The sequence below is a fragment of the Brevibacillus sp. MER 51 genome, from assembly GCF_023714195.1.
Taxonomy (GTDB): Bacteria; Bacillota; Bacilli; order Brevibacillales; family Brevibacillaceae; genus Brevibacillus.
This window is the reverse complement of sequence record NZ_JAMAUS010000004.1, coordinates 180055-196668: the sequence shown is the minus strand read 5'-3', so window position 1 is coordinate 196668 and position 16614 is coordinate 180055. Positions and strand designations below refer to the sequence as shown.

General features: G+C 47.2%; 17 protein-coding genes. 5 read left to right on the top strand and 12 right to left on the bottom strand.

Annotation, left to right across the window (positions count from 1 at the left end):
* Positions 1–107: 107 nt before the first annotated feature.
* The 6 genes from M3630_RS10650 to M3630_RS10625 form a co-directional block, all read right to left on the bottom strand.
* On the bottom strand, positions 108–947 hold the full coding sequence (locus M3630_RS10650) for an alpha/beta hydrolase (protein WP_251252078.1): 840 nt from the start codon (positions 945–947) through the stop codon (positions 108–110).
* 104 nt (positions 948–1051) lie between these two features.
* The gene (locus tag M3630_RS10645) at positions 1052–2143 is read right to left on the bottom strand and encodes a YheC/YheD family endospore coat-associated protein (protein WP_251252077.1); all 1092 of its coding nucleotides are present in this window, start codon (positions 2141–2143) and stop codon (positions 1052–1054) included.
* A gap of 118 nt (positions 2144–2261) precedes the next feature.
* Positions 2262–3455: a M20 metallopeptidase family protein gene (locus M3630_RS10640; protein ID WP_251252076.1), complete on the bottom strand. Its 1194-nt coding sequence runs from the start codon at positions 3453–3455 to the stop codon at positions 2262–2264.
* A gap of 75 nt (positions 3456–3530) precedes the next feature.
* The gene (locus M3630_RS10635) at positions 3531–4529 is read right to left on the bottom strand and encodes a histidinol phosphate phosphatase domain-containing protein (RefSeq protein ID WP_251252075.1); all 999 of its coding nucleotides are present in this window, start codon (positions 4527–4529) and stop codon (positions 3531–3533) included.
* A 153-nt stretch (positions 4530–4682) separates the two neighbouring features.
* Entirely contained in the window at positions 4683–5159 is a 477-nt protein-coding gene (locus tag M3630_RS10630; RefSeq protein ID WP_251252074.1) for a dihydrofolate reductase, read from the bottom strand.
* Positions 5156–5950 carry a thymidylate synthase gene (locus M3630_RS10625; RefSeq protein ID WP_056489736.1) on the bottom strand — a complete coding sequence of 265 codons (795 nt, stop codon included), beginning with the start codon at positions 5948–5950 and terminating at the stop codon, positions 5156–5158. Before M3630_RS10625 ends, M3630_RS10630 begins: the two co-directional genes overlap by 4 nt.
* A 107-nt stretch (positions 5951–6057) precedes the next feature.
* On the opposite strand from M3630_RS10625, the gene pdxR (M3630_RS10620) reads away from it, so the two are divergent.
* Both pdxR (M3630_RS10620) and M3630_RS10615 read left to right on the top strand, forming a co-directional pair.
* Positions 6058–7497: a MocR-like pyridoxine biosynthesis transcription factor PdxR gene (gene pdxR, locus M3630_RS10620; RefSeq protein WP_251252073.1), complete on the top strand. Its 1440-nt coding sequence runs from the start codon at positions 6058–6060 to the stop codon at positions 7495–7497.
* A gap of 117 nt (positions 7498–7614) precedes the next feature.
* Complete coding sequence (locus tag M3630_RS10615; protein WP_173610816.1) at positions 7615–7815, top strand: hypothetical protein; 201 nt, start codon at positions 7615–7617, stop codon at positions 7813–7815.
* Positions 7816–7930: 115 nt separating this feature from the next.
* On the opposite strand, the gene M3630_RS10610 is transcribed toward M3630_RS10615, so the two are convergent.
* On the bottom strand, positions 7931–8137 hold the full coding sequence (locus tag M3630_RS10610) for a cold-shock protein (protein ID WP_173610815.1): 207 nt from the start codon (positions 8135–8137) through the stop codon (positions 7931–7933).
* Between the two features lie 124 nt (positions 8138–8261).
* Between M3630_RS10610 and M3630_RS10605 the strand changes: the two genes are divergently transcribed.
* Both M3630_RS10605 and putP read left to right on the top strand, forming a co-directional pair.
* Positions 8262–8741, top strand: a complete 480-nt coding sequence (locus M3630_RS10605) for a hypothetical protein (protein ID WP_173610814.1) — start codon at positions 8262–8264, stop codon at positions 8739–8741.
* 185 nt (positions 8742–8926) lie between these two features.
* Entirely contained in the window at positions 8927–10390 is a 1464-nt protein-coding gene (gene putP, locus M3630_RS10600; protein WP_251252072.1) for a sodium/proline symporter PutP, read from the top strand.
* 129 nt (positions 10391–10519) lie between these two features.
* Here the strand turns inward: putP and pdxR (M3630_RS10595) are convergent, their stop codons facing one another.
* Positions 10520–11941 carry a MocR-like pyridoxine biosynthesis transcription factor PdxR gene (gene pdxR / locus M3630_RS10595; protein WP_251252071.1) on the bottom strand — a complete coding sequence of 474 codons (1422 nt, stop codon included), beginning with the start codon at positions 11939–11941 and terminating at the stop codon, positions 10520–10522.
* Positions 11942–12055: 114 nt separating this feature from the next.
* On the opposite strand from pdxR (M3630_RS10595), the gene M3630_RS10590 reads away from it, so the two are divergent.
* A complete protein-coding gene (locus M3630_RS10590; protein WP_251252070.1) occupies positions 12056–12637 on the top strand; it encodes a GNAT family N-acetyltransferase in 582 nt (193 codons plus the stop codon).
* A 243-nt stretch (positions 12638–12880) separates the two neighbouring features.
* Here the strand turns inward: M3630_RS10590 and M3630_RS10585 are convergent, their stop codons facing one another.
* The 4 genes from M3630_RS10585 to M3630_RS10570 form a co-directional block, all read right to left on the bottom strand.
* Positions 12881–13549, bottom strand: coding sequence for a PspA/IM30 family protein (locus tag M3630_RS10585; RefSeq protein ID WP_251252069.1), 669 nt, complete (start codon positions 13547–13549; stop codon positions 12881–12883).
* A gap of 1 nt (position 13550) precedes the next feature.
* Positions 13551–14147, bottom strand: coding sequence for a hypothetical protein (locus M3630_RS10580; RefSeq protein ID WP_221868052.1), 597 nt, complete (start codon positions 14145–14147; stop codon positions 13551–13553).
* Positions 14148–14287: 140 nt separating this feature from the next.
* Complete coding sequence (locus M3630_RS10575; RefSeq protein ID WP_251252068.1) at positions 14288–15598, bottom strand: sensor histidine kinase; 1311 nt, start codon at positions 15596–15598, stop codon at positions 14288–14290.
* A 10-nt stretch (positions 15599–15608) separates the two neighbouring features.
* Positions 15609–16280 carry a response regulator transcription factor gene (locus tag M3630_RS10570; RefSeq protein ID WP_251252230.1) on the bottom strand — a complete coding sequence of 224 codons (672 nt, stop codon included), beginning with the start codon at positions 16278–16280 and terminating at the stop codon, positions 15609–15611.
* Positions 16281–16614 lie beyond the last annotated feature (334 nt).

Genomic DNA, 16614 nt, shown 5'->3' with positions numbered 1-16614 from the left:
CCTGTTCTGTTATTTTTCTGAATAATCACATCATTCCAACCGTTAGAACGATTCCCAGTATACCACAGCCCAAATGGAAAGAAAACGCGGGAAAATAGAGGTTTTTTCTATGTCCGTGGGGTGCGGACAAATGCGACGGTTTGCTTGATTGCAGCTTCCAACGGAGTCGATGTTCCCGCAAACGGATGACGCGTGTTAAATGTATGATCTCCGCCTTCTATCCAGTGCAGCTCGCTGTTTTTGGCGGCCTGATGAATTCTTTTTGCACCCTCTACCAGACGGACATAATCTTTTTCTCCTGTGATGATGCACAGTGGTTGCTCCATCGTAGAGACAAGTTTCAAAATATCGTATTGCTCTCGATTGTTGTCCACGTCCTCGATCACGACTCTCGTGATTGGCATGTCTTGACCAGTCCGCGCATTCGCTATGTATCCGACACCAGTCTCTTCTATTTCTCTGCGCAGCTTCTCGTCGAACAAATCGACATGAGCGATTCCGTTCCAGGTCACAATCCCTGCCACATGCGGGTTGTTTGCTCCGAATAAAATCGCGTCACCGCCGCCCTTGCTGTGTCCCAATACATACAGCTTCGTTTTGTCCACATAATCGGGTAACGGTAGCTCGCCTGACAAAATCCGTTCCGTCAACGCTTGCAAATCAGCCAGTTCGCGGGCATATGTATTGCGGCCGAATTTCTCCAGCTCGTCGAACTCCGTCAAGCTCTCCCCTACGCCATTGCAGCTAAAATTAAAGCGAATCGTGGTAATGCCTTGCTTGGCCAGCTCATCGGCTACGTAGGGAAAGCTTCCCCAATCCTTGAAGCCTTTAAAGCCATGGCAAAACAGCAGTAGTGGCTGTTCTGAGCCTGCCGCTTCCTCCGTATGAATATCGCCGCGAAGCGTCAACTCCTCATCGAGTGCGATGGAAAAGGATTGTTTTTGCATGTACGTTTCACCTCTTGTGCATTTTTTTATTATTATGCCGTGTCCCCCTCCTAAAAGAAACGAAAATACCAAAAAAAGAGATCTTCCTCTATGGAAGATCCCCTTTAGTTCACTGCATTGTTTTTATTAACAAGGTACAACGCATACTCCAACGGCCGCCGAACCGCCGTCGCATATCGCTTGTGCTGACGCATCTGCTTGAAAATTTCTCTCCCTGGCTTCGGATTGATTTCGATAATCCAAACCCTGCCATGAACATCAATCCCCAGATCAAAGCCAAACTCCATCATCAGGCCGAAATGCTCTTCAATGCGTTTGACAGTCTTGATCGCGAGCTCCCTGCATTCCAGCACAATCTGCTCTGCCTTTTCCCGACCAAATCGTTTGACCAAAAAGGAAACAGCAGGCAAAGCGGTTCCCCCTCCATGCAAATTGGAGGTGGACGATTGTATCGGCCCAACGCGAATGCCCATCCCGGTCAAACACCACTGACCCTTCCCGTCCTTTTGCACAAGCATGCGAGCATCTACTGTTCGCTTGGGAACCAGTGACAACCGTAGCCCCTGTTGAAGAAAAAACTGCTCGTTTCCGCTCTTCTCCTTGTTCATCCAATGCTCCAGCCGCTCGCACACCTCTGTGAGCGTCGCCAGTTTTTCGCAGCTTTTGGCTTGCTGCTTGGTCCTGCCATGCAAAAGGTAGCGACCTGCTTGTTTCTCCACACGCAGTATACTTCTGCCACCAGTGCCGTTTGTCGGCTTGAGATAAACCAGACGATGATCGGCAAGCATCGTAGCAAGCGTTTTTCTGTCGTAGGGGAGTGTTTCGGGAAGCCAGCGCTGCAGCTCAGGATCTTGTATCAAAATCTGATGCACAACATATTTGTTCGAGAAGCGGTTATTCGCATAACGAAACCAGTCTTGCTTGCGAAATGGCAAATAGGCACGATGCTTGGGCAATGGATAGTAGCGATAACGATCAATGACGATGTCGGGCCAGGCAAAACGCTCTCGTCTCCACTTCGTGCCATCTGGTACATAACCGTTGATCCGCTTTTCTTCCAAACGGACATCTTGTGGGCTAAACAAAAAAACCTCTGCCCCCATTTCTCTTCCTTCCTTAACCAGCCTTCGCAAATAGCCGGGCTCGACAAAGCCTGATTCTCCTCGGTAGGTCAGTACGCCTATCCGTTTTCTCACCGAAAGGCCACTCCCTCCCTTGTTCGATTTTCTAGCTAGCCTTGTATAGCTTATGGTTGAAAGCAAAAAAAAGCGCCTTTGTCCTATGTAGGCAAAAGCGCATCTTTCATACGTTTTCTTATCGTTGATGTGTTTCCAAATAATGCAGTGCTGTTCGTCCCAAGAGCTCGCCTGCAATCAGCATGGCATCCTCGTCGATATCGAAGCGGGGATGATGGTGGGGATATGTCGCCAGCTTTTCCGGATTGCCTGCCCCTACGAACAAGTAAGCGCCGGGCACCTTTTCCAAGTAGTACGAAAAGTCCTCGCCACCCATCAACGGCTTCATCGATTCCACACGGCCAGCTCCAAATGCGGCAATAGCTGCTTCCCGAGCGATCGCTGTTTCTCTTTCATGATTAATGACAGCTGGATACCCTCGCTCGTAGACAACTGTAGCGCTTCCTCCCATCATGGCAGCTGTCCCTTCCGCAATTTCTGTCAGGCGCTGCTCCGCTCGATCGCGGACGTCTGGCAAAAAGGAGCGGACAGTCCCTGTCAAACGACAGCTATCTGCGATGATGTTCGTACTGTCTCCGCCGTTGAACGTTCCCACAGTCACGACCACACTTTCTAATGGGCTGACGTTGCGGCTGGCAATCGTTTGCAGATGACCGACGATTTGCGAACCGATCACAATGGAGTCGACAGTTTCTTCTGGAACAGCACCGTGTCCCCCTTTACCTTTGATCTCGATGGAAAAGTCGTCCGTATTCGCCATGAGCGGACCCGCACTAATGAATACCTTTCCTACAGGGAACATCGACCAGAGATGAACGCCAAAGATCGCATCGACGCCATCTACAGCCCCATCCTCAACCATTTGGGTAGCTCCGCCCGGATTTTCCTCTTCCGCATGCTGAAAGACAAAGCGAATTTCACCGGGAAACTGCTCACGATTTGCTGCCAAAACAGAAGCGAGTCCTAATAGCTGGGAAGTGTGCGCATCATGACCACACGCATGCATGACACCAGGTACAGTAGATTTATACGGTACTTCTTTTTGATCTTGAATCGGCAGCGCGTCAAAATCCGCACGCAACGCGACGACCCTACCCGGGCTCCCTCCGCGCAAAACACCGATGACTCCTCTACCGCCAACGCCTGTACGAACCTCATCGAAGTGAAGTCCTCTTAATATTTCGGCAATAAGCGCTGGAGTCTTCTCCTCTTGAAAGGAAAGCTCGGGATGCTGGTGCAGATGACGCCTCCAGCTAATGATTTGCGGCTCCATTTCTTTGAGCAGCTCTTTTAATTGTTCCTGCAAGGCCATGGTTCTTACTCCTCCCCTGGATGCACCATTCTTTCTCCCATCATAGCAGAATCATGGGCTAAATGGGGAGCTTGACTAATCCAGAGCGAGCATGCTGCGTTTTCGTTTTTCAAAAACGGCAAAGCTCGTATAGCCTACCCGTTTCAACTGCGCTCGAGCCTCGTCCAACTGCTGACCGACTTGATCAGGCGCAGTAGCACTAGATGCCAAGGTGATGGGCACCTCATTCTGAAACAAAATTTCCAGAAAACGATAGCTGGGCGAAAATTCTCGGAGCTGACTCGCCAAACCGTAGCCTGTATTGATTTCCGTCGCAATCCCCATTCGTCCAAGAGCCCGGGCCACACGCTGATAATAGGGTAATAGTGCAGTTTCATCCGGTCTTACACCAAACGCTTTGATGCCATCGATATGGGCGATGACATCGAATAATTGAGATTTGATCGCCTGCTCCAGCTTGTCAAAATAAAGGCTATACAATCCGATGAGCTCCTGTCTTCCAAAGCGTTCTCGTGCATCGTGGATCGGATAGCCCCAGCCTTCCAGAAAATGCACGGCTCCTATACATACATCCCAAGGATATTGATTGATGACATGCCGCAGCGTCTCTTCTCCACCTGAAAAATAGTCCAATTCAATTCCCACACGCAGCTCAATCCCATCCTCCGCCCAACGAAGCCGCTCTTTTTGCAGGAAAACAACAAAGCTGTCCAGTGAGTCGTTTGCGACCTGACTCAGCCAGTTGCGCTGCGCTGTCCCCAAACGATCAGAGCCGATGTGCACATGCTGTTCGTAGTACGACTGGTACTCAAGAAAACGGTATAAGTGCTCGACCACACAAACTTGCTGAATCCCAGCCTGTTTGGCACGTAATCGATACAATTCAAGCCAATCCCGTGAATACGGTCCTTGTTGAAGCCGCTCTGCCAACCCATTGGTCAGCATACTTGCCCATTTTCGGCTCCCCTTCACTTCGGCATGCTCCACGAGGGGGCGCAATGATTCCGCTTGCTTCAGCAACCAGTCCAGCGAATACGGCCCTTCCTCCAGATGGACGTGAAAGTCTACCTTCACCCGATCACCTCCTTGGGTTCGTCCCTGCTATTTTCTATCGTTATATATGCGTTTGGTTCCATACATATGTCGAGTATTCACATGACGAACGACCTAGCAGAAGAGGTGACAAAAGAACAAAAAAATGCCTCCGCAACGAGGCATTTTTGCTTATCAGCTATTTTTTCGCTCATACACGTAAAACGCATGCGGATGAACGTTCTTCTCATCCACGATACCCTCACGCTTGTTCACCAAGGTGTAAGCATCGCGATCCCATGCCGGGAAAAACGTATCGCCCTCTGTTTCCAAATCGATTTCTGTAATGTACAGACGATCAACGACATCGAGAAACTGGCGATAAATTTCCGAGCCGCCAAAGATGATGACATCACCCATGGCGAGAACTTCTTCCTTCGTATGAACGACATCTACACCTTCAGGGTGAAAGTCCTGGCTGCGTGTCAGAACGACATTTCTGCGGTTAGGCAGAGGCTTGCCAATCGATTCGAACGTTTTGCGTCCCATCACAATCGTTTTGCCTGTCGTTAATTCTTTTACATTTTTCAAGTCGGCGGGAAGGTGCCACGGCATGTCGCCATCTTTTCCGATGACTTGGTTGCGAGCATAGGCAACAATCAGGCTGATCATACGGCCACCTCGCCTTTGATGTGCGGATGGGATTCGTAGCCGACGATTTCAATATCTTCGTATTTGAAGTCAAAAATGGAAGTCACTTCCGGATTGAGCACGAGCTTTGGCAGTGGTTTCGGCTCGCGGGTGAGCTGGAGCTTGACCTGCTCGATATGGTTGAGATACAGATGAGCATCTCCAATCGTATGAACAAAATCGCCCACTTCAAGCCCGGTGACATGCGCTACCATATGCGTCAGCAACGCGTAGGAAGCGATATTAAACGGCACACCCAAAAATGTGTCGCCACTGCGCTGATACAGCTGGCAGGACAGCTTTCCGTTCGCTACATAAAACTGGAACAGCAGGTGACAAGGCGGCAATGCCATCTTGTCCAATTCAGCCGGATTCCACGCGCTAACGATCAAGCGGCGAGAGTCCGGATTGCGTTTGATCTCATCAATGACCCATTGAATTTGGTCCACTGTTTTGCCGTCGCGTCCAGTAAAAGAACGCCATTGGCTCCCGTATACCGGGCCCAAATCTCCGTTTTCATCGGCCCATTCGTTCCAGATCCGCACGCCGTTTTCCTGCAAATATCTGACATTGGTATCTCCCGATAAAAACCAGAGCAGTTCGTGGATGATCGATTTCATGTGCAGCTTTTTCGTCGTGACCATGGGAAAGCCTTCACTCAAGTCAAAACGCATCTGATGCCCAAAAACACTGGTCGTTCCGGTGCCTGTCCGATCCTCTTTTGTGACACCCTCATCCAAAATGCGCTGGCACAAATCCAGGTATTGTTTCATCGTCCATCTCTCCTTCCATCTCATCTATTTTACCTGACCGAGACAAAAAGGAAAGATCGGAATGTCATGATATAATAAATGGATAAATGTAGAAAGCGGGATTCGTGATGGATGGCATATCTCCTGTGGCTACAAAGCCCTTATATAAACAAATAGCAGAGCAAATCGAGCAAAGAATCAGCAGTGGTGAATTCGGTCCTGGCAGCTATTTGCCCTCGGAGCGCACGCTGGCCAAAGAACTGAACGTCAACCGTTCTACCGTCGTCGCAGCGTACGATGAGCTGCAAGCAGCAGGTATGATCGAGCGCATACAAGGAAGTGGCACGATCGTCAGTCAAGATATTTGGGGACTGGCACGGACCCGCGTTCCGAACTGGCGTCATTTGACGGAGTCAGGTTCGTTTCGTCCGAATTTACCGTTGATTCGCAAAATCCGTCGTGAAACACAGGAAAATGACTTGATCGATTTGGCGAGTGGCGAGCTCTCGAGCGAGCTCGTCCCCAACCAAACGCTCCAACAGCTCATGACCCCCGATGACTTCCCAGCTCATCTCGGCTATGAGCATCCGCAGGGCAATTGGGCTTTGCGAGAGACATTGAGCATCCATATGAAAACTTGGCGAAGCATCGAAGCACCTGCTACCTCGATCATGATTACGTCTGGAGCCCAGCAAGCCCTTCATCTCGTCGTTCAATGCTTGTTAAAGCCAGGGGATGCGGTTGCGATTGAGGAGCCGTCTTATTGTTATTCCTTGCCGCTTTTTCATTCAGCTGGCTTGCGTACCTTTTCGCTGCCTGTAGACCGGGACGGAATCGATCCGAAGCACTTAGCCCAGCTCCATCGCCAGCACCGCATCAAAATGGTTTTTCTCAATCCGAATTATCAAAACCCGACAGGGACACTGCTTTCATTGGAGCGGCGCCATGAATTACTCACGTTCTCCTATGAAAATGGGATTCCCATCATCGAGGATGATCCATACAGCTTGACCAGCTTTTCGAGAGAGCCCGTCCCAACCTTGAAATCACTGGATCAACACGGAACAGTACTCTACATCAGCTCTTTGACCAAAATCGTCGCCTCGGGTCTGCGCATTGGCTGGATCGTCGGGCCCCCTACTGTCATGGAAAGACTGGCAGATGCGAAACAACAGTTTGATTTTGGACACAGCATTTTTCCGCAATGGCTGGCGAATCGCTTTCTCGGATCGCCTCAGTTTGCGAGTCATATTGATCTTTTACGAACAGAGCTATCCTTGCGGCACGATCAGCTTGTCTCCTCGCTTCAAGACAAGTTCGATGATCAAGTAGAAATAGTCGGTTCAGAGGGAGGCATTCACCTTTGGTGCAAATTTAAAGGGATATGGAGCGGCGAATGTCTTCTCACAGAATCAGTCAAACGAGGAGTTGTCTTTGTTCCGGGACATCTTTTCGGCGCAGAGCAAGGGTATGTCCGCTTCACCTTTGGCAGAGCTACCCTGGATCAGATCCCTGAGGCAGTCTCGCGCTTAGCGGATGCATTCACAGCAAGTGGATGGGCAAAATAATCCCCAAGTGGATGGCAACATTTTTGTGCGGTCGGTATATGATCGAAGTAAGCTACCGTATGCATCCTCGTGTATATCCAGCAGGATGACTGGGCCATACAGAAAGGACTGGCTGTTATGAGTATTTTGCCTTTCATTATTGCAATTATTGTACTTGTTCTTATAGCCCTCGTCGTTACGATAAAAATCGGAATCAACCCATCCGAATCCAAAGTGCGGGGCTTTAAACAACGCTCCCGAAATCTGTTGATCATTTACGGCATCATTACGATCGCTCTGGTCATTGCACTGTCAGTCTTTCTCTACAACAATCTTTGATCAATCCCGACGCTACGTGACATAAATAAGACGCCGTCTGCCTTTTACAGGTATGACGGCGTTTTTGAATCGAAGGAAGTCCTTCGTCATGTGTTTGTAGAAGATGTTGCCTCTTTTACACGACTTTCTTCGCCACATTGGCGGCTTGCAGCCCACGCTGCCCATTCACGATTTCAAAAACCACCTGCTCGCCTTCCTCCAAGTTCCGGTAACCGGACCCCGTGATCGCAGAATAGTGTACGAAAACATCAGGTCCTCCATCACGCTCGATAAACCCATAGCCTTTTTCTTTGCTGAACCATTTTACTTTCCCTTGAATCATTGTGTTTCCTCCCTGTAATCAGTGCAGCTCTTACGCTTACCTCATCATATGCGGATGCGAAGTCAGTGGATATACGGTAAAATAAATAAAATATGAATCGTCACGCCAGAAAGGAGTGAATCACATGAAAAAAGTATGGATGATTGCATGCGCGTTGCTGCTCACTGCCTGCTCCGATCTATCCGAAGGGGTCCAAACCGCTCAGCAAGCAGTAGAAACAGGTCAACAAGCGATTGAGACAGGTAAACAGGCTGTCGAGGCGGGCCAACAAGTACTGGAAGCCGGCAAGCAACTGGCTGAGTCTGAAGTCGCCAAACAGCTTCAAACATACCTCCAGCAAAAATACGAATCCTCTGAAGCATTGCGTAATGCCATGTTCAGTGGAGATGGTCAGTTGCTCGTAGAACAATTGCAAAAGACCGAGCTTGCGAACTTCAGCTTTTACAAATCTGACATGTTTGGTGTTGAATATACAGGCACGCTCTCGGCCGATGGTACTTTCAAAGTGCTCAAGCACGATTTGAACAACCAAGGTGCGGAGCCTACAGTCGTAAAGGAATTCAAAGTAACACTCGATGGAAACGGTCAGGTTCAGGTTCAGTAATTCGGAAAACATTTCAAGAAAAGCCTGCGATCAATCCTCGCGGGCTTTTTCGTGTTGTAAAAAACTTTTTATTGGGTTTCTACGAAATTTTCTGTGTTTACTTATAGATTTTTATAATTGGGCATGATAATGTGTAAGATGTTCATATAAATTTCACAAATACTAAACACAACGAGGTGATGCCAATGAATATGCTGCTCGCATCTATTATTGTGTACATGGCAGGTATGCTACTGATCGGCTATTATGCCTACAAGCGTACCTCCAATCTGACAGACTACATGCTCGGCGGTCGGTCGCTCGGTCCAACTGTAACCGCTCTCAGTGCGGGTGCATCCGACATGAGTGGCTGGTTGATGATGGGCTTGCCTGGCGCCATGTTTGCCCAAGGTCTTAGCGCATCCTGGATTGCCATCGGTCTGACTCTCGGAGCTTATGCCAACTGGCTGTATGTCGCTCCCCGCCTTCGTTCGTATACAGAGGTTGCCAACAACTCGATTACGATTCCTGCTTTTTTGGAAAATCGTTTCGGAGATGGGTCACGGATGCTCCGTCTTGTCTCGGCTCTTGTTATTATGATCTTTTTTACTTTTTACGTCTCATCCGGGCTCGTTTCTGGAGGCGTGTTGTTTGAAAACACCTTCCACTTGAGCTATCAAACGGGGCTATGGATTGTCGGATTGGTCACCATTGCCTACACATTGTTTGGAGGTTTCCTCGCTGTAAGCTGGACGGACGCTGTACAAGGACTCATCATGGTCATCGCGCTTATTCTCGTTCCACTCGTGACCGTTCTTACAGCAGGCGGATTGGGAGAAACATTTACCGAGATCCACACTGTCGATCCCTCTTTGCTCGATATTTTTAAAGGGACGAGCCTGCTCGGCATCATTTCCTTGTTTGCATGGGGTCTCGGCTATTTCGGACAACCGCACATTATCGTTCGCTTTATGGCGATCACGTCCACGAGTGAGATCAAAAAAGCACGCAGCATCGGTATGGGCTGGATGATTTTCTCCGTCGCTGGCGCCATGCTGACAGGTCTGGTCGGTATTGCCCTGTACTCTAAGCAAGGCTGGACGTTGAGCGATCCTGAGACGATCTTTATCCAGCTAGGTACGATCCTGTTCCATCCACTCATTACCGGCTTTTTGCTGGCGGCGATTTTGGCAGCGATCATGAGTACGATTTCCTCTCAGCTGCTCGTTACGTCCAGCTCCTTGACCGAGGATATTTACAAAACCTTTTTCAAGCGTTCTGCAACCGACAAAGAACTGGTCAACTTTGGTCGCCTGTCCGTCTTAATAGTATCTGTCGTCGCCTTTTTGCTCGCCTTGAATAAAAATGACACGATCCTCGATCTCGTCGGATATGCGTGGGCCGGATTCGGTGCTTCTTTTGGGCCAGTCATTTTGCTTTCCCTCTATTGGAAGCGCATGAACAAATGGGGTGCTCTCGCGGGTATGGTCGCTGGCGCGCTTACCGTTATCATCTGGACTCGTTTTGATGTGCTGAAGGACTTCCTCTATGAGATGGTTCCGGGCTTTGCCATTAGCCTGCTCGCCATCGTAGTTGTCAGCCAACTGACCAGCAAGCCTTCGAATGAGGTCAGCGCTCAGTTTGATGAGTACCAAAAAAGCATGAAATAATCCTTTTCGAAAAAAAGCCAAGCAGCCTATGCGCTGGACAATTGCCCTGTCCCACGCCATAGGCTGCTTTTTTCTGTTGAAACGATTTGGGACCCTCATCGGAACGAGAAGATCCGACAAAAGCGCAGATCATAACGAAAACCAAGCTTCTGCCAAACGACTGATTCCTACCGTAATGTCTTGTTCCTCCACTCCACCAAATCCAACGATGATTCGCGGCCGTGCATTCGTCGGATCATTGGCCCAGTTGTGCCCACTCGGATAAATGCGAACATCGGCTGCACTCGCCAGCTCGATCAGCTCCTTCTCCGTTCGGGAAGTATCCACCTCCAGCAAAATATGCAGCCCTGCTGACTGTCCCAATACTCGTACTTCTCGGGGCATGTACGTCTGTATCGCCCGAAGCAATGCATCGTGCTTGCGGTGATAGACGGTGCGCATTTTTCGGACATGCTTTTCCCAGTAGCCCTTTTGCATGAACAACTGCATGCTCCGCTGCAAATGGCGGGAAACCGGAGAAGGATACGCCTGAAATGCTTCCAAATAACGCCTGAGCAATTGCCTCGGAAGTACCGTATAATCCAAGCGAAGTGCTGGAGAAAATGCTTTGGAAAAATTGCCGATATAAACAACGCAACCGTCCCGATCCATTCCTTGCAGAGATGGCGTAGGGTGTACGTTGTAGCGGAATTCACCATCATAATCATTTTCGATGATGATTCCGTTCTTTCTTTTTGCCCATTGCAGCAATTGTTGGCGCTGACCGACTGGCATGACCATCCCATACGGAAATTGATGGGCAGGCGTCGTGTACACGACCGTTGCTTTGCTTTTCTCCAAGGCTTCAATGGACAGCCCCTCTTCCGCTAGCGGGATGGACACGACCTCATAGCCGTGATGGGAAAAGACGATCCGTGCATCTGCATAGCCGGGCTCCTCGATCGCAACCACACGATGCCGATCTGCCAAGAGCAGACATAAAAAGCTAAGAGCCTGCTGTAGTCCCGTGCCGATGATAATTTGCTCAGGCTGACAAATGAGCGTACGTGCTCTGCGCAAATATTTACTAAGCTCTTCTCTGAGTTCCCTCTCTCCTTGATCATCCCCGTAAAAAGAAAAATCCTCCGGATAGACATCTAGCGCCTCCAGCATGCAAGAGCGCCATGCAGCGTAAGGAAACGACTTCGTATCGATGACAGAACCGTGAAAATTGTAACGACAGGTGAGGTGCTCTCCTTTTTTCTTTTTCGAGATGGACGAGTACAAGGCAATCTCCTCATCCTGATCCACTGGCTCTGACCATCTCTCGATCTCGGCAGCGTAAAAGCCGCTTCGCTCCCGGCTCACGATGTAGCCTTCTGCTAGCAGTTGCTGATAGGCTGCTTCAATCGTATTTTTTCCGACGCCGCTTGCTTTCATCAACTGACGGATCGACGGCATCTTGGTTCCGGACGGTATCTCTCCTGATGCAATCCGTTTGCTCAATTGCTTGTATAGCTGCTGATACAGAGGTTCTTTGCTCTGTGCATCCATGATCGGCATGTACTCCATCAGCGGCCCTCCAATCTGTTCCCATCCAACTCTCCTAAACTGTCACTGTGTATAGGAGCAGTTCTCTTATACAATGATTGTACCAGATTCACCCAAACGAAAGGAGAACAAGTCATGCCTATTCATTTGCAAGGAGAAAAGGTCGTTCTGCGAGATATTCGAACAGAAGATTTGGATACGATCTACTATTGGAAATACGAAGCAGAAGATCGTGAACACCTCAATTGGAATGGCCCCTACAAACCGCTTGATCCGTACACAAAAGAAGAGTATCGTGCCCTCCCACGCTACCAGGAGTCTCTCGCTCTCGTCGGAACAGATGCACCAAGAACTGAGCTGATCATTGAGATTGACGGCGAGCTAAAAGGCAGTGTCGGTCGCTACTGGGTATCTGAGGAGACGAACTGGTGCGAAATCGGAATCGTCATTTACGACTCCCGCTACTGGCAGAATGGCTATGGTCGGGAAGCGTTTCGGATGTGGATCGACTACTTGTTTACCCATATGGATACAGTCCGTTTAGGCATTGGTACGTGGTCTGGCAATGAACGGATGATCAAGCTGGCTGCTCACATGGGCATGGTGGAAGAAGCGAGGGTACGCAAAGCAAGGATTGTTCGAGGTGAATATTACGATGCGATTAAGATGGGGATTTTGCGGGAGGAATGGGAGATCGGAAATAAGACTTTTGAATAACGGTTGTTTTTAACATGAGCATCTTCCATCTGTATAGGAAACTCCCTATACGAGGAAACTGTATGCCTAATATGGAAGATATCACCGTCCAAAAGTCGAATGCAGAACGAAAGAGCTATGTGTTTGTTGGTGCCATTTATCATGCAGCAGCGGAAGTCTGTTCAGTCGGTTGTCGGGTACCGCAAAAAACAAACTCCCTTCTATCTGAACAAAAAAGGGAGTTTGTCTGCGTTTCACATCCTCTTATTTCACTTCTTTCGTTTTTTTCAGCTCTGCTAATTGGGCCTCGACTGTTTCTGCCAGAAGATGATCAATATATGGCTTCCTGTCGACAGCTTTCGTACCGTAAACGTACGAACTCGCAGCTACTTCAGCTTCCAGCTTCTGGACAAACTCTTCTACCCTCGCAAATCCTTTCATTGCATAATCGCTATGAAACCCTAACAGCATTTCCTGTCCTTGCTTGATAGATTTTGCAGCGTGGGCTCTGGATGTTAACACCAGCTTTTTGTATTGGAACTCTTGATAGGTGTTTTTAAGTTTATCTATTTGCTCATACAGGATCGCTGTCTGTTTTTTTGTCGCGTCATATTGATCCTGGTACAGATTGCGCTTATTTTCATGAATTACTCTTTCCTGTAGGGCAAGCTTTGCCATGTTATCTTCATTACAATCAACAGCAAGGTTGGCTTGTTTCGTGCGCTTTTCTATGTTTGCTTCTTCTTCTGCGATGAGAAGATCATACCTTTTCTCAAGAAAGAGTTGATAGGAAAGTGCCTGGTTGGCTTTTTCGATTTGCTTTTCCATGTCTCTTATATATTGATCTAACAAAGTGATTGGATTCTCTACTTTATTTAATACTTCATGCACATCTGCAACAACAATATCTCTTACCCGTTTAAAAATACCCATCTTATTTTTCCTCCTTCGACATCTGTTTTTCCCATTTATCTAAAATGGCTGAATTACTATTCTCACCTGAATATGGGGAGTGAAGCGGTACATCAACGAAAACGATATTCCCTTTACGCGGTCTGATTCGTATACATAACCAGTAAATGAAGAACGCAATGACAAGTAATGGCAGGATGGGAAGAACCCCAACAAAGATCAGAAGCCAGCCTGTCCATTTTCTCCAGATACTCTCATTTGCATGTTTGCGAACAAACCAACCACTGATGACAAGACCTGCTGCAATCAGGAAGAATACCCAACCATCTGCTTGATGTCTTCGCTCACCGTGTTCTCGTTTGATATCCTCTTTGTGGAATCGCCTTCCTTCAGATTTGGGTTGTAATCGCTCCGAATGTTCGCTTTGTCCTACCAATTCCTTCTCGCCTCTGTCTTGCAAGCTTACAAAGATTTGATAAACATGCGGATAAGCGAGCATCTCCTTATTCATCCAGCCTGTTGCATGTAAAGCCCGGAATCCGCCAGCAAGAATGACAGCTGAAACAGTAGCAACGATCAGCCACCTCCAGATTTTCCGCTTCTTTTTTTTTTCTTCCATCCGTTCTCCTCCTTTTTCGATGATGAGATGTTTTGTTTACAGGTACGATTATGGACCTCCAGCCTTAACTTTTCCTTAAGAACTACAAGAGCAGGAAAAAAGAAAAAAGAGTACCAATGGAATCGGTACCCAATACTTTGTTATTTTTGATTCTTCGGGAACGTAATTTCAAAGCAAGTTCCTTCCCCTGCTTTGCTGCTGACCGTAATTTTTCCATGATGCTTGTCAATAATCCACTTGGCAATAGATAGCCCTAAACCATAGCCTTCTGCCATCGTCCGTGCTTTGTCGCTTTGGTAAAACCGCTCAAAAATGTTTGGAATTTCTTTCTCGTCCATTCCAATCCCATCATCTTTCACCTTCAGTTTAATTGTGGAGGCAGTTTGTTCACATATAAGTGAGATTTCGCCTCCTGCTTCTGTATATTTCATAGCATTGTCTAAGAAAATGAGAATCAACTGATGGACCCTTTCTTTATCTCCTGTGAAACTGATATTTACTGGCGTATGAAGAGTGATCGCTTTCTCTTGATATACAGTAATTTCTTCATAGTTAGCTACAATATCTCGCAGAACTTCATCAAGCAAAAAGGGCTGTTTCTTCATTTCCATCTGATTGGAATCAGATCTCGCTAAGGTAAGTAAATTGGTTACCAGTTTGGATAATCTTCTAGACTCATTTGAAATCATGGAAATATCAATACTTTTTTCTTGAATCGTTGCAGCAGGCGAGCGAAATAATAAATCTGTTTTTGCTTGTATGACAGCAAGTGGTGTTCTTAATTCATGAGAAGCATCTGAAACAAACTGTTGTTGTTTTGTCCAGGAATTTTGTATTGGGACCAATGCTCGACCTGCAAGAAAATAACCGGCAATCACAGAAGATACGACCCCGATACAGCTTCCGATGATAATAATGACGAGCAATCTGTCCAAAAGCTCCTGCTCTGAATTTACATTGCGGAGATACTGTACCGTTATTACCCCATTCGGGGAATGAACTTTCAAGGTTTTCACGTGAAAAGCAAAGCGCTCAACATGAATTTCCTGAATCTCTCCATCATCCAAGTGCCTTGGCTTCTTGACGAAATTCGCTTTTTGGAAGAAATCTACTCCTGGCCCAGTATTAATCAGCTCATTTTTATCATTCCAGACAAGCGTGATGACACGCGGATCATTTTCAAACAAGAATTCCTCGAGAGCCGGTCCTTTTTCAGGTCCTTTTTTTGCTCCAGCGCCAGGCTGACTCCCGGGCTTACTTCTAGGCTCATCGCTTCTTTCAGGCCTAAGCTGCGGGTTTAACTTCTCAGCTGTTTTTAACAGGGATCGATCAACATCCTTATACAATTGTACATAGGTGAAAAAGTAGATCACAGTAGCTAGCAAACCGATAAGCATTATGAAAACAACTGAATTCATAATGGTAAGGCGCATATGCGTTCGTCTGAACATATTCTTCCCCTTACTGTTCTTTTAACATATACCCAACGCCTCTAATGGTTTGAATATCTTTATGGTATCCGAAGGGCTCCAGCTTTTTTCGAAGATGATGCACAAAAACCTCAACAACTAATATTGTTGTATCTGACTCGAATCCCCATATGCGATCATAAATCTGCTCTTTTGTCAGAATGATGCCCTTGTTTTGTACGAGGTATTCCAATAATTCGTATTGTTTTAATGTCAATTTTACAGGCACCAGATCTACTAGGGTTTCCTGTTCTTTACCAACTAACTGGATGCCACGGTACTTTAAAGTATGATCAGTCGTCAAACTGCCGCTCCTTCTTAACAGCGCTCGAATGCGTGCTTTTAATTCAGCCATTTGAAAAGGCTTGGTTAGGTAATCATCTCCTCCCAACTCCAGACCTTGCACTCTATCCTCCAATGAATCCCTCGCTGTCAAGAATAATACTGGCGTTTTCATTCCCTCCTTGCGCATGCTTTCTATAATTTGAAAGCCATCCATTCCTGGTATCATCACATCTAGCACAATAGCATCATAAATATTTTGCATGGCTAGAAAGAGTGCTTCCTCCCCTTCAGATACTCCATCTACTTTAAACTCATCCACTAATATTTGAATAATCGATTCTTTCAAAGGGAGATTATCTTCTACAACTAACAAACGCAACATCACTTCACCCCACATCAATACATCTATTTTCATACTGAGGATCAATTATGTCTTACAACCCTTAACTCTTCCTTAAAGTTCACATCCTCGCAACTTAAGGATTTGTTAAGTTTTCTACGCTACTATTTATCCAACTTAAAGACAGAGGTGACTTTTGTGAAAAAAAATAAAACCTTGGCTACCCGCGGTCCTTTTCGTAACGGATATTGCAATGCTTATTCTTTATTCATTCTATACCACACCACAAAAAATGCACCAAGTTCCTCCTATCGGTGGCGGTCATCCGAATATGGCGAGCGGTGATTATCGAGATATCTTTCATTTACTTGGC